Origin of the sequence: Methanogenium organophilum (assembly GCF_026684035.1) — an archaeon.
GTDB classification, from domain to species: Archaea; Halobacteriota; Methanomicrobia; order Methanomicrobiales; family Methanomicrobiaceae; genus Methanogenium; species Methanogenium organophilum.
The window spans coordinates 1081723-1094762 of record NZ_CP113361.1 but is presented as its reverse complement, the minus strand read 5'-3'; the positions used below and the strand labels follow the sequence as shown (position 1 = coordinate 1094762).

Genomic DNA, 13040 nt, shown 5'->3' with positions numbered 1-13040 from the left:
CCCTGTGCCCTGAATTAAGACTAAATTTTGGCATAATGTCGAATCTATTGACAATTATCCTTGTATTTGAGAGATACAGTATGGGTTGTATTTCAGGTAAAATTATCATATTTTACGATGAGTATCGTTTTGGTATTCATACTGCAGTTAATAAATTTGATAGTACAGGAGAATGAAGAGATGGATTTGTCAGGAACAAATACTTCAGGTGTCCGGAGTAGGGTTTTATCAGAGAACCGGGTATTTTTTGCCGTCCTGCTGCTGATGCTTATAGGGGTGATGCTCACCTCACTTTACAGTTTTCTTCTCTTTCATGTGACGATTGAGATTTTCTCCGTTCTCATCGCAGGGGCCATTTTCATTATTGTATGGAATACCCGGCAATATCTCGAAAACAACTATCTCCTCATACTGGGAATTGCCTATCTCTTTATTGGGGGATTCGATTTTATTCACACGCTTGCCTATGCGGGAATGAGTATCTTCACCGGGTATGATGCAGACCTTCCCACCCAGCTCTGGATCATTGCCCGTTATATGGAAGCGATCACCCTTGTCGCCGCACCTCTGATGTTTGGCCGAACCGTGCGGCCGTATCGGGTGTTGGGCAGCTATGCGGCGGTGTCCGTTGTGCTCGTAACAGCAGTATTTGTACCCGGTCTCTTCCCGGCCTGCTATGTGGAGGGTTCCGGTCTCACCCTCTTTAAGGTCGTGAGCGAGTATGTCATCTCCCTTCTGCTGGCGAGTGCAATCGTTCTTCTCTGGTATCACCGTGACCGCTTTGAAGATGATATTTTCTGGCTGGTGGTCGCCTCAATTATCTGCACTATCTGTGCCGAACTGGCATTCACCTTCTATGTCAGCGTATATGGGATCTCGAATGTTGTGGGGCATCTGTTTAAGCTTGTCTCCTTTGCATTGATTTACCGTGCTCTTGTTGTCTCTGCATTCAGGCGGCCATACGAGACGGTCTTTCGTGAACTCCGGCAGAGTAAAGAGATGGTTAAAATCGAACGGGATCGCCTTCAGCAGTACCTGGATCTCGCACCGGTCATGTTCATCGTGATAGATCGGAATGGAGATGTGCAGCTCATCAACCGGAAAGGAGCAGAGATTCTGGGGTACCCTGCAGAGGAGATCATTGGAAAGAACTGGTATGCTACCTTTCTTCCGTCGCCGGTCCGGGACGAGGTGAGCAACCGTTTTAGACATATGTTTGCCGGAAATGTCCGGCCTGGTGATGAGACCGGCGAAAATCTTGTGCTCACGAAGGAGGGTGAATTCCGAAGAATGCTCTGGCATAATACCGTAATCCGGAATGCAGATGGCATGATCACCGGGACTCTGAGTTCCGGTGAAGATGTCACCGAGATCCATGAGGCTGAGCGCGATCTCCATCTGAAGAATGCTGCCATCGAGTCGACACAGAGCGGAATTGCCCTGCTCTCTATGGATGGCACAATACGGTATGCGAATGCAGCACTTGTGCGGATGCTTGGATATGAGGATGCGACAGGACTGGTCGGTCGTTCTATCAGCGATGTTTGTGATGGAGGAAATTTGGGAAAAGATCTGATCTATGAGTTTGTCCATACCGAAGCGTGGTTTGGCGAGCAGCATGCAAAAACAGTGGACGGACATACGATTGATCTGCTTTTGTCGGCAAAAGTCATCTCATCTGACCATGACGAACCACTGAATATCGTATGTTCGTTTATGGATGTCACAGATATGCAGCGCTACCGGACCGCACTAAAGGAGGCGAACAAGAAACTGAATATCCTTTCGTCTCTCACCCGGCACGATATCCTAAACCAGGTACAGGTGCTGCTCTCCTATTCCGAACTCTTAGAGGAGACAACACCCGATGATGCCCAGGGCCGTGAATACATCAGGAAACTGTCAGATGCGTCCCGGCGCATATACCGGCAGATCTCCTTTACCCGGGATTATCAGGATCTGGGGATTGAGGCCCCCCGGTGGCAGATGGTGGAGGCGGTCTGTAAAGAAGGTGCCGATGCCATCGAGGGGAGTGCGATTCAGGTTTCCTGCACAACAGAGTCGCTGGAAGTCTATGCAGATGCCATGCTGGTGAAGGTCTTCTATAATCTCTTTGACAATGCACAGCGCCACGGGGCAACCGTTACAGAGATACAGATTTCCTTCACGAAAGAATCGGATGGTTCCGGAACTCTTTTTGTCACTGATAATGGTGTTGGGGTACCTGAGGGTCAGAAGGAGCAGATATTTGAACGGGGTATCGGGTCAAATACTGGTCTCGGGCTCTTTATTATCCGTGAAGTACTGGGCATCACCGGGTGCTCGATCGCTGAAACGGGAACCGAAGGTGAGGGTGCCTGTTTTTCGATTCATATTCCGGCCGGTGGTTGGCGTTATGGATACGCCTGATCATACGCCCCCTGCTGTATTTTTCCAAACACTGCTGACCGGTGGTCTTTTTTTGGTATGCGACAGGAATAGAAGGTAGGAGCATGATTCCGGAACGGATGCTGGAAGAGCGGGCGGTGCAGACGCATGAGGGTGACTTCACCATCACGGTTGTCTATAGCAGTCTTACGCATCTCTATCCCGGCATGGGACGGTATGGGATACGTGTGACGACTGCTGAAGGACGGACGCTCTCGGAGTTTTTCACTAATACCTATGAGTACACGCCGGCAATGGGGCTGGATGCGAAAACCACGGTTTTTCATATGGCTGATGAGTGGGAAGAAGAGTTGTCCGCAAAACCGTTTGAGATGATGGAGTATTTCAGCAATATCCATCCCCGGTGTTTGCCGGCAGTAGAAGCAGTTGATGTGGTCGTCATCCAGGGAAGCCCTCGTCCGGACGGCAACTGTGGACAGATTGCCAAATGGATCGCAGAAGAGACGGTCCGCTTCGGGGGAACCGTGCGGGTGCTCTATCCGGATGATATGGATATCCGCCCCTGTATCGGGTGTTACCAGTGCTATAACTCGGGTTTCTGCACCTTTGCCGACGATATGGACGAGGTATTCGGGCAGGTACAGCGCTGCAGGGTGCTTGCTGTCTGTGCCCCGGTATATACCTGTAGTGTACCCGGTGCCCTGAAAATTCTTATAGACCGATTTTTATCCTATGACGCTCACCGGCGTGTCATGGGGGGAGGCGCCGCACCTCATCAGGCGGGACTTTTCTTTGGTGTCTGCGGTCGTGAAGGAGATGAGAATTTTGCACCCCTGCAAGAGATTGCAGCAGGATTTTTTGCGACCGCAGGTATCCCGCTCAGAGGCACGGCATGGGCAGACGGAATGGACCGAAAACAGGATGTGCGTGAGGTGCCGGATTTTGCAGATGATGTGCAGGTGCAGGTCCGCCGGGCACTGGAGCAGACACGGGCCAGTGGTAGCGGGTGATCCTGTTCCGGGAGACTGAAACAGGGGGAGAAATTCCGGAGGTATCCACCCGGGTACTGCCGGGTACTGTCATCTTTATTACTTCGCAAACCATCAGGAGTAGTATGCAGATTACAGATATTGCCTCCCTTCCAATCGGGAAAAACCCGCACAATGTGGATGCCCGCGTGGCGTATGACACCGACAATGCGGTCGCGGTCGTCATCACCCTGCAGCCGGGTGAGGAACTGAAAAAGCACATCACCCCGGTTGACGTCTTTTTTTATGTCCTCGAAGGAATGGGGATCGTTGAGATCGGGGATGAGACAGAAGAGGTTGGGCCGGATATGCTTGTAGAGAGTCCTGCAAAAATTCCCCATCGCTGGTTTAACCGGAGCGACAGTGTTTTCCGGGTGCTCGTCGTGAAAGTGCCGAAACCCACCACAGGTACACAGATTCTCTGAAATGAAAAATTTCTTTTTTATCTGTTTTTTGTAAAAAATACCCGCAAACACTTTCGTGCTCCACTCCTCGCATTTATCTTCAAATGATGTCAACCGTGATGGAATGGTTCTTTTCCTGTCTCAATGGTATGCGTCTGCCCAAAAAGGGGATAATTTTGTCCCGCTCGATGGACGAGGACGTGATGTGTCTGACGTTTTGGTGATATACAGGTGAGAGGGGATGATCATGTTGTCCTCTCAATGGCAACCGCATTTCTCTGTCTGTCACCATGGGTAACGGTAGATCTCACTGCAGACTGTCTCTGGTGTGGTGTCTGTTTTCTGACCGGGTTGTTTTTTGGTAGTCATCTGCCGGACATGGATGTGGCCGCGACAGAAGGTCTGAATGTGCGGTCCTGTTCGGGTTTTCTCTTCTCTGCTGCAAGCCTTGCTGTCATATGCATGGTACGACTTCTCTACCAGGTGGCGGGCTGCCGTTTTGACGGGCGCCACCGGAAGTCTCTTCATACTGTCTGCGGGGTGTATGTCGCCACGATCGTCATTGCCATACTCACCGGTATTCTCTTTGAAGATGCGGGCTGGTGGTCATATAATGTATTCTATGTGTATGCGGGCATCTTCTGCGGGGGCCTGCTCCATCTGGCAGGTGACTGCTGCACGATAACCGGTCTGCGGCCGTTTTTACCAGTTTTCTCTCTTCACCTCTCAGGCGGTATTAATACAGGTAATTATCGCGACCACCGGCCGGTCAGATATGCACAATGTCTGGTCTGTATGGCGGCAGGGGTGATTGCCGGGCAGTATGTGTATCATATTCCGGCAGGAAGGCTGCTATTTCCGGTGCTGGGCATCGTTGTCCTTTTATGGGTAGTATTCTATGTAATTTCGCAGTACCCGTGCTATAGAAAACCGTGAAAATGGATCGAAGAGAAATTTAGGGCGTATTTGTGATGGGCTAATTTTGGCCTGTGCAATCTTTATTGCACCCATCTCCCAAATAACAGGTGTCAGGGCATGTACATTGCATGCCATGAGTATGATAGAAATATGGGAGAAAATGACCGGGATGAACTAAAGGCGAAGATTTTGCATCTCGCAGACCTCGTGGACTACCAGGAGGGTGCGGTTGCCAGCCGGATGATCGTGAACAAACCGTTGGGAAGTATCACTGTCTTCTCGTTTGACGAAGACGAGGAACTGAGCGAACATACAGCGCCATATGATGTGGTGGTCACGATTCTGGACGGGGAGTGTGAGGTATGGCTGTCTGGGGAGACGCATCAGATGAAAACGGGCGATACCATAATTTTCCCGGCGGATGCGCCGCATGCCCTCTCTGCCGTCAAGCGGTTTAAGATGATGCTGGTGATGATCCGAGCATAGATACAGGGGCGTTGCGGTGTTAAGAATTGAGTGAATAGCAGGACTGAAGAGAGATATGGCAGACGATGAAGGGGGATACTGCACCATCTGCGGCGGAATGGTTCCGAAGGCAGGGAATGTGGGGTGATTCTGGTGGATGGAAAAAAGGTTGGCGTAAGCGGGCTGACCGGATACTGGAGGCTGTGGCAGAGATGGTCCGGCCCGGTGCAGGTGAAAGAAGCCCTTCTCTTGGCGGTGAAGGCGGCAAACTATGTCCCGACAAAGAAGTCAGATGCGTATGCGGATGCCCTTTATTCTGAATATCTTCAGTTTACAAAACAGAGGTGACCTATGAGGGATGGTGCAGTGAAAAGATTCGGCTCTCTTCTGCTGAAAGCGGTGATCACCCTTCCGCGGATGGTGCTTTATTTTCTCCAGCCGATCACATTCAATGAATCCCTGTTTCGTGACAATGATATGGACAGGAAAAAGAAATGAGGGGGTATTCGGGTTGGTTTGCTTTTTCTTTTTCCAATTATTACATTTTTATTTCGATTAATCCACACTGAAAATCTTCAGTCCGATGATGCCTGAAACGATGAAGAGCAGGCAGAGGATGCGAAGCATATCTCGCGATTCCCCGAAAAGAGCAATACCCAGGATGACCGTTCCCACTGCACCGATTCCCGTCCAGACGGCGTAGGCGGTGCCGACGGGAAGAGTTTCGAGGGATTTTGAGAGAAAATAAAAACTGCCTCCCATCAGGGCGATGGTCACAACAGATGGTACCAGTTGTGAAAATCCTTCGGTATATTTAAGGCCGATGGCCCATCCTGTCTCCATGATCCCTGCCACCAAAAGGGAGAGCCATGCGTTTACTGCCATACCTTACCTTTCTCTCCTAAAGATGAATGGTTCTTTTCCTGTTCTGAAATAGCCGGTTCGTTCTTTTTTATCCGGGGAAACATGGTTGGATATTTGGAGGGGGCTGCAGGACAGGGCGCACGGGGAGCGGTGCAAAATAGGTTGGATATATGGTGGCGTTTGACATACAGATCTGTGATATCCTATGAATCCAGAGACACAGAAGACCATTGACGATTTCCTCGACAACAAAGAAGACGTGTGCGACGGTATTATGGATGACTTTAAAGAGACACTCGGTCTTGTCCCCTTTATCCTGCCGATTCTTCGTGAGCGGCCCGATTCCTTTGTGTTCAACGGGCTCGGTGATTTATATACATTCAACCCGGAGTCAATGGACCGCAAAACAGCAGAACTGCTTGCTGTCTCTGCTGCAGCAGCAATCGGTGCGGATGCCTGCCTGAAGGTGCATATCGGTGCCGCCCTGAAGGAGGGGGCCACCCGTGAACAGATCCGCGACACCATCAGCATAGCAGGGCTCATCGGTAAGACTGGTATCCTCGGTGCATCGTTCCGGGTGATGAATAAGGCGATTCCCGACGACGAATAATCCTGGGAATATTTGCTGTTTTCGTGAGTATCATTGCATACGTGCGGGTGTGGCCTGTTCGAATACCGGCAGACAGGCCATTCATTCGGTTTCTGTCCCCGGCAGCACTCGTACACTTGTTTATCAGACGATGCGGTTATGCTGTGCGGACGGTGTTGAGCGGAAGCGCTGGTCTATTCTCCGGGAATGATTGTGCAGTGTTGTCCTGATGTTCTGTTCAGTTCATCTGTTTTGGGATTTTCTCTTCCCATTCACCGGTCTGGGGATTCTTTCGGTAGTGCGTTTTGACCGCGGCCCAGGCAACACGGTGGGCTGTCTCTTCCCGGGTCTCATTGCCGTGCCGTTTTTCCGGGTCTTCGTAGCTGAGCCATGCACTGTTGAATGCGGCGAGATAGATCTCCTGTGCATGTGCGGGCAGGTGGGAACGTACCTGTCCGGGTAACTCTTTCGTCTTTTTATAGGGCATATTTTTCCTCTCTTTGTGGCGGGTATCCGGAGATGAATGCACCTGGATATTAATGCAGGTTTGCCGGGCACTGCTCCTCTTTGTGCAGGGGGCATGGTGCAAGAAAAGTGGATGTATCCTGGTTTTTACCAGATAAGGGAGAGGAGGGCGACGACACCAATCATAACAACAACACGGAGACCGGTTGAAAGTCCCTGGATCAGGGCACCGTTTCGCGGACCGAATATTGCTGCATATGAGGTTCCGTACCACCGAATGGCCCGGGTGACACTTGTCAGGATATTGCCCACGAGGAGGGTGATAATAATCTCCTGCGGGCTGAGAGTCCCTGCTGCAAGCAATGTGGAAGCAACGCTTGCGCTGGCAATGAATGACCCGAACTGAGCGGCGATGATGGCAAATCCCGGAGTGGGCACCGGGAACCAGGAGCCGATGCCCTGCATCTGATCGGCTACCAGATCAAAGAATCCGAGGTTGATGAAGACCGCCACGATAAGAATCGTGGGCACACTGATGATCAGGATATGACGAAGGGATGCGGCGGAAGCCTTTAGTGCGGTGTGCACCCCGTCTTTCCATGTGGGCCGCGGAACCGGCCCCCTCCTTTTATTTTCTGTGTCGTGGGGCGCAGGCAGCATCCACCGCCCGGCGACCATCACGATCATGGTCTTGATGATCCCGACTACGACAAGGATTGCGAAGTAGATGAGTCCGATGAGGCCGAGAAGAGGGACATACACCGGCAAAAGATAGCGCCAGTGCATCATCACATTGGGAAAAGAGTTCATCAGCGCCGCGATGACCATCTCACGGCGGGTGATGGTTCCGTCCCGGTGGTATTTCGCGAGCATGGCGTTGGCAGCCTTGGGTGATATAAAGGCCATCATGAAGGATATGCCGCATTCGTGATGGAGGTTGGACCAGACGGTGAGTGGCCGGGAGTACCGGGAAAGGCGTTCTGTTGCATTAAATGCGAGTATCAGTTCCGCTGCGATGACGCCTGCCACCATCATGGGGATAGTGCGGGCGAGGAGGCTGAGAGCAAGAAGGGTGGTCTCCTGAAAAAATGTGTTCATGGTTTCATGTCATGGGTATTGCTGTTCTGCCCTCTTTGGAAAGGGTGGGTATCTGCCGGAAGTGTCAAACCTTACTCGTGGGGCCGGAACGGTTCTGCTGCATCAGGTATGGCGTCGATAGATGGTGCATAGGGCTTGATATCGAGGACCGGCGTCCCGTCCAGTGCGTCAAGTCCTGCCACCCGGATGGTCCGGCCGGTGACGCTGATGATCTTCCCGATATCAAGGCCAATCGGGTTGGGGCGGTCCGGGGACCGGGTGGTAAAGACTGGCTGGATGCCCTTGGCCCATGAGGGGCGTGCCGAGAGGGATGTTCGTGAGGACCGATCAAACCAGAGGAGGACAAAGAGGTGGCTGATACCTCCAAAGTCACTGATGCCATCCTGATATTCTTCAAAGATCTCGATATCCATCTCAGTGTCTGGTGTGAACCGTCCCTGTCGCGGGGCGTCACCGCGGTTCTGGTACGGGGATCTGACAATGCCTATGGGGTACACATCTGCTGAGTTCATCATTGCTCCATTCGGACGCTGGACCTCACGGCCGTACCGGACATCCGTTTACCATATCAACGCCGTTCTCACACCTTAATCTTACGTTTTTTCATTTTTTTATTACTGGTGGTGTAGGTTGCCCCATCCGGATATCTGAATCTTCCCGTCCCTTAGCTCTGCTTCGCCCCGCTGGAAAAGGTCTGCACAGATCTCTGCGAACATCCGGGTGTCTGCGGTGATGCTGAAATCCTCTGTGAGGTCATCCACAATTTCTTCCGGTGTGGCAGGGCCTTTTTTAAGAATACGGAGCACGAATCCGGAAAGATCTTCATATACTGCCCATGGGTATATGATCCAGCGCCAGTCTGTTACTATCTCTGCGTAGTAGTCCGGCAGAAACCCTGATGTCCCCTTGTGCTGCAGGACGGCCGTCCTGATCTCTGCAGCCCCGCAATCCCTGAGGTAGGAAACGGCCGCGGTCAGGGTGTCCCCGGTATCGGTGACATCATCGACGACGAGCAGGCGCGAACCGATGACATCAATGGATAGCGGAAACCGGACTGTGGTCTCCGGTTTCTCTTCCCCTGCTTCACCCCAGTGCTCAATTTTGATGCTTGTGAGCATCTCATAGCGGAGATAGTCACAGAGCACCCGTGCCGGCACATATCCGCCCCGCCCGATGGCAACCGCCAGATCCGGGCGGTAGCCGGATTCACGGACGACCTGTGCCAGTCGTCGGCCGAGTGCTGCGGCGCGCTCCCAGGTGATCAGTTCGCAGGGGAAGGTGTCAGGCAACATATGCGTGGATTGGTGGTGGTGGTTCAAAAGGATTTTGGAGAGGATGGCACACGTTGGAGTTGTCACTCAGACGGGATATATTTCGGTTTTTCAAATAATTTCCAAACTTTTCTCAGTTATATGGAAAAAACCGAATTTCTTTGGGCTATTCTTGATACCGACCGAACCGCAGAAAGTATAGCAGAAAGTTATGATCCTGAATGAGTTACATCCCGGTGAACGCGGCCGTGTCACGGGGATTGCGGGTGGACACTGTGTCCGGCAGAAACTTGCCCTGCGGGGTATTGCGGAAGGGTGTACGCTTACCATGGTATCATCATCATGCGGGCCGGTGGCGGTGGAGTTTCGGGGGAACACGGTGGCCCTCGGTCGCTGCATGGCCCGCCATATACAGGTTGTGAAGGTGGAATAATGCAGATAAAACTCTCAGATTTGCCGTATGGCGAGAGGGCGGTCGTCCGGGAGATCCGGACCTCGGCGCATGACCTGAACTGCCTGGGACTCCGCATCGGCAAAGAACTGAAAATGATTACCAAACAGCCCATCAAGGGGCCGGTGGTCGTCCTTCTGGGTGAACTGGAGATCGCGATGGGTATTGAGACCGCTGAACAGATTGTGGTAGAGACCAGGACAGGTGCATGACTGACGGGAGAGAGGGTAGTCCTGATGCAGGGACGGTCGTCCTGATGCTCGGCAACCCGAATGTAGGCAAAAGTGCGCTTTTTAACCGGATGACCGGGGCAAACGCCATCGTATCCAACTATCCCGGCACAACCGTCGATTTCACGAGCGGAACCCTCATCGAGGGTGGGCATACCTATACGATCATCGATGTGCCAGGCACCTACTCCCTTGAACCGCGGGACGCAGCAGAAGAGGTCGCAGTCAAAATGCTCCGGGATTATCCGGATGCAACGGTGATGATAGTGCTGGATGCCACAAAGACGGACCGGGGCCTCTATATTGCCCTTGAGGTGATGGAACGGGGAATGCCCTGTATTGTGGCGGTCAATATGATGGATGCCGCCCATGAAAAGAAGATCACCGTTGACATTCCCGGTCTCCAGCGTATCCTGGGTGTCCCGGTGGTCTCGACGACCGCAACGAGCGGTGAAGGGGTGCGTGACCTTGCAGAGATGCTGAGGAAGGCACAGGTCGCAGATATCGGGGCCATCGCAGAGCGCCTGCGGGGCGGAGAGCCGGAACGTGACCCCATCCGCGGCTGTGGTGGCTGCGGCGGATGCGGGGGGTGCTGACGTCATGGTATTCTCTTCTGACGCCCGCTGGGAGATGGTGGACGCCATCACCCGCCAGACGGTCACCTATGGCACCTATAAACAGACGCTTGGCGATGTGCTGGGAGACCTGACCGTCAAACCCCTCACCGGGATACCAGTGGCTGTTGCGGCACTCTATGCATTCTGGAGTGTCTTCACCTCGTTTGCGGGGACGCTCGTGACCGACGGGTTCATGGTGAAGTTCTTTGACGGCTTCTGGCTGCCGTGGATGCAGTCCGTCTGGCCCGACCCCGAGAGCTGGCTCTACTTCCTCTTTGTGGGGAATCCTGCGGCAGATACCTGCTTTGAGGCGTTCGGGATGCTCACGTCCGGACTATTTGTCTCGATAGGTGTAGTGCTGCCGGCGGTCCTTGTCTTCTATCTGATGATGACCATTCTGGAAGACTCGGGGTACCTGCCACGACTCGCGGTCCTTATGGACTCGGTACTCCACCGCATCGGGCTGCATGGATATGCAATTGTCCCTATCATTCTTGGCCTCGGGTGCAATGTGCCTGCGGTGACTGCCACCCGGATTCTGGAGACGAAAAAACAGCGGTTCATCATGATGACCCTCCTTGCCCTCTTCATTCCCTGCGGGGCCCAGCTGGGTATTATGATGAGTGTCCTCCCGGACCTTGTGGGAGTGGTGATGCTCTGCCTCATTGTTGGATTCGGCATCTTCGGGTTTGTCTTACATACGGTGATACCGGGAGAAAATCCCGAGATCCTTGTGGATGTGCCCCGTTACCACTGGCCTGTGAAGGAGTATGTCGCAAAGAAACTCTGGAACCGGACCAAGGGGTTCCTGAAAGAGGCGGTGCCTTTTGTGCTCTTTGGTATCCTGGTCGTCAACCTCCTCTATCTTGGCGGTGTGATACAGGGGCTTGCAAATCTGCTCGAACCGGTCTTTGTCACCTGGTTTGGCGTCCCCAAAGAGACCGTGGGGCCGCTCATTGCGGCATTCCTTAGAAAGGACCTCGCCATTGCACAGCTCTCGACTATCCCGATGACCACCTATCAGATGGTCGCCTCAGTCGTGCTCGTCACCATCTACTTCCCGTGTGTGGCCACCTTTGTGGTGATGCTCCGGGAAGGCTGGAAAGAACTACTTGCCGCAATCGCGGTGCTCTTCGTGGTCGTCTTCATCTATGGTGGAATTATCCACGGCATCGGCATCCTCCTGGGGGTCGCATAATATGGAACACAATGATATGAAAACAGAGGAAGACCGTCAGATAACTCCCCTCGGAATATATGTCACTCTGCTGGGTCTCGTGACAGTTGCGTTTGGCATGGCAGATATCCTTGTATGGGCAGGTGTCAGCCCCGGTTTTCAGGTAGGTATCCTTGCCATTGCCGGTGATGACTTCTTCCGCTGGGCATGGGGCGGCTTTATCGTGGTCTGTGCCGGCCTCTTCATGCTTGCGGGGTGCACCCGCGTCACATCACTCCAGCAGTCCGCGAAGGTGGTTCTGGGTGGCGTTCTTGTCTGGCTTATTGCGGGCACGGATATTTTTGCCCGGCTCTGTGGGGCGATTCCTGCGGGTGAAACGTCACCTGCGTTCTTTAACTCCGTATCCGGGTTCCTGGCGGCGTTTGCTCCGCCCTATACGCCGGCGGTGCTTCTGCTCCCGTTCACCCTGGGTATTGTGTATCTGATTCGGATACATGACACTGATGATTCCTGAACCAACGGGTTCGGGCCCCTTTTGAATCACCCATTTTATCATCTTTTGCAGATGATTATCATTATAGGAAGAGTATGGAAGAAGGATACATTGCAAAACACCTCAGCAGGAAGGCTGAGGACTACTTGGAAGCTATCCTTAATGTGACTCTTGAGAAAGGCTATGCCCGGACGAAGGATGTGGCCGAACAGCTGGGGCTCAGCCCTTCCAGTGTGGTCGAGATGTTCCGCAAACTGGACAGTCTGGGCCTTGTTGAATACCGGCGGTATGAAGGGGTGGTCTTTCGCCCGGAGGGGCGCAGGATTGCCGAGGTGATCAAGTACCGCCACGATACCCTGAAGAAGTTTCTTCTGTTGATAGGTGTATCGGATAAGGTTGCCGAGCAGGATGCCTGTTTTATGGAGCATGAGCTCAATCCAGAAACAGTGCGCCGTATCCGCCTCTTTTTGGAGACGATGGATAAAGACCCTACCTTCTGCCACCAGCTTCAGCAACAGATTGAGCAGCAGATACTGAAGAAATAATCATTTTCACAGGACTCCGGCGCCATGTGGGGGGTCT

At 52.8% G+C, this 13040-nt stretch carries 20 protein-coding genes; 15 read left to right on the top strand and 5 right to left on the bottom strand.

What is annotated here, in order from left to right; all coding sequences use genetic code 11:
* Window positions 1-180: 180 nt before the first annotated feature.
* From OU421_RS05625 to OU421_RS05595, 7 genes are all read left to right on the top strand, one after another.
* On the top strand, window positions 181-2409 hold the full coding sequence (locus OU421_RS05625; protein ID WP_268187629.1) for an MASE3 domain-containing protein: 2229 nt from the start codon (window positions 181-183) through the stop codon (window positions 2407-2409).
* An 83-nt stretch (window positions 2410-2492) separates the two neighbouring features.
* On the top strand, window positions 2493-3398 hold the full coding sequence (locus OU421_RS05620) for a flavodoxin family protein (RefSeq protein WP_268187628.1): 906 nt from the start codon (window positions 2493-2495) through the stop codon (window positions 3396-3398).
* A gap of 104 nt (window positions 3399-3502) precedes the next feature.
* Window positions 3503-3841: a cupin domain-containing protein gene (locus OU421_RS05615; RefSeq protein ID WP_268187627.1), complete on the top strand. Its 339-nt coding sequence runs from the start codon at window positions 3503-3505 to the stop codon at window positions 3839-3841.
* A gap of 210 nt (window positions 3842-4051) precedes the next feature.
* The gene (locus tag OU421_RS05610) at window positions 4052-4756 is read left to right on the top strand and encodes a metal-dependent hydrolase (protein WP_268187626.1); all 705 of its coding nucleotides are present in this window, start codon (window positions 4052-4054) and stop codon (window positions 4754-4756) included.
* Window positions 4757-4888: 132 nt separating this feature from the next.
* A complete protein-coding gene (locus OU421_RS05605; protein WP_268187625.1) occupies window positions 4889-5224 on the top strand; it encodes a cupin domain-containing protein in 336 nt (111 codons plus the stop codon).
* Window positions 5225-5356: 132 nt separating this feature from the next.
* Complete coding sequence (locus OU421_RS05600; RefSeq protein WP_268187624.1) at window positions 5357-5551, top strand: hypothetical protein; 195 nt, start codon at window positions 5357-5359, stop codon at window positions 5549-5551.
* 3 nt (window positions 5552-5554) lie between these two features.
* Entirely contained in the window at window positions 5555-5701 is a 147-nt protein-coding gene (locus OU421_RS05595) for a hypothetical protein (RefSeq protein ID WP_268187623.1), read from the top strand.
* A 57-nt stretch (window positions 5702-5758) separates the two neighbouring features.
* Here the strand turns inward: OU421_RS05595 and OU421_RS05590 are convergent, their stop codons facing one another.
* Window positions 5759-6088, bottom strand: coding sequence for a DMT family transporter (locus OU421_RS05590; protein ID WP_268187622.1), 330 nt, complete (start codon window positions 6086-6088; stop codon window positions 5759-5761).
* Window positions 6089-6272: 184 nt separating this feature from the next.
* Here OU421_RS05590 and OU421_RS05585 point away from each other — a divergent pair, with 184 nt between their 5' ends.
* Window positions 6273-6677 (top strand): carboxymuconolactone decarboxylase family protein, encoded by a 405-nt coding sequence (locus tag OU421_RS05585; RefSeq protein ID WP_268187621.1) that lies wholly within the window; start codon window positions 6273-6275, stop codon window positions 6675-6677.
* A 217-nt stretch (window positions 6678-6894) separates the two neighbouring features.
* Here the strand turns inward: OU421_RS05585 and OU421_RS05580 are convergent, their stop codons facing one another.
* The 4 genes from OU421_RS05580 to OU421_RS05565 all read right to left on the bottom strand — a co-directional run bounded on the left by OU421_RS05580 (window position 6895) and on the right by OU421_RS05565 (window position 9511).
* On the bottom strand, window positions 6895-7143 hold the full coding sequence (locus OU421_RS05580) for a ChaB family protein (protein WP_268187620.1): 249 nt from the start codon (window positions 7141-7143) through the stop codon (window positions 6895-6897).
* 125 nt (window positions 7144-7268) lie between these two features.
* Window positions 7269-8219, bottom strand: a complete 951-nt coding sequence (locus OU421_RS05575) for a nucleoside recognition domain-containing protein (protein WP_268187619.1) — start codon at window positions 8217-8219, stop codon at window positions 7269-7271.
* Between the two features lie 71 nt (window positions 8220-8290).
* Entirely contained in the window at window positions 8291-8734 is a 444-nt protein-coding gene (tsaA, locus tag OU421_RS05570) for a tRNA (N6-threonylcarbamoyladenosine(37)-N6)-methyltransferase TrmO (RefSeq protein WP_326493526.1), read from the bottom strand.
* Window positions 8735-8833: 99 nt separating this feature from the next.
* Window positions 8834-9511: a phosphoribosyltransferase gene (locus OU421_RS05565; RefSeq protein ID WP_268187618.1), complete on the bottom strand. Its 678-nt coding sequence runs from the start codon at window positions 9509-9511 to the stop codon at window positions 8834-8836.
* Between OU421_RS05565 and OU421_RS05560 the strand changes: the two genes are divergently transcribed.
* From OU421_RS05560 to OU421_RS05530, 7 genes are all read left to right on the top strand, one after another.
* Window positions 9512-9715: a hypothetical protein gene (locus OU421_RS05560; RefSeq protein WP_268187617.1), complete on the top strand. Its 204-nt coding sequence runs from the start codon at window positions 9512-9514 to the stop codon at window positions 9713-9715.
* Window positions 9702-9923, top strand: a complete 222-nt coding sequence (locus tag OU421_RS05555) for a FeoA family protein (RefSeq protein WP_268187616.1) — start codon at window positions 9702-9704, stop codon at window positions 9921-9923. Before OU421_RS05560 ends, OU421_RS05555 begins: the two co-directional genes overlap by 14 nt.
* The gene (locus OU421_RS05550; RefSeq protein WP_268187615.1) at window positions 9923-10153 is read left to right on the top strand and encodes a FeoA family protein; all 231 of its coding nucleotides are present in this window, start codon (window positions 9923-9925) and stop codon (window positions 10151-10153) included. Before OU421_RS05555 ends, OU421_RS05550 begins: the two co-directional genes overlap by 1 nt.
* Window positions 10150-10767 carry a FeoB small GTPase domain-containing protein gene (locus tag OU421_RS05545; RefSeq protein WP_268187614.1) on the top strand — a complete coding sequence of 206 codons (618 nt, stop codon included), beginning with the start codon at window positions 10150-10152 and terminating at the stop codon, window positions 10765-10767. The genes OU421_RS05550 and OU421_RS05545 overlap by 4 nt, the downstream gene beginning before the upstream one ends.
* Window positions 10718-11986 (top strand): nucleoside recognition domain-containing protein, encoded by a 1269-nt coding sequence (locus OU421_RS05540; protein ID WP_268187613.1) that lies wholly within the window; start codon window positions 10718-10720, stop codon window positions 11984-11986. Before OU421_RS05545 ends, OU421_RS05540 begins: the two co-directional genes overlap by 50 nt.
* A 1-nt stretch (window position 11987) precedes the next feature.
* Window positions 11988-12479, top strand: coding sequence for a hypothetical protein (locus tag OU421_RS05535; RefSeq protein ID WP_268187612.1), 492 nt, complete (start codon window positions 11988-11990; stop codon window positions 12477-12479).
* A gap of 74 nt (window positions 12480-12553) precedes the next feature.
* Window positions 12554-13003 carry a metal-dependent transcriptional regulator gene (locus OU421_RS05530; RefSeq protein WP_268187611.1) on the top strand — a complete coding sequence of 150 codons (450 nt, stop codon included), beginning with the start codon at window positions 12554-12556 and terminating at the stop codon, window positions 13001-13003.
* The last annotated feature ends 37 nt before the right edge of the window (window positions 13004-13040 follow it).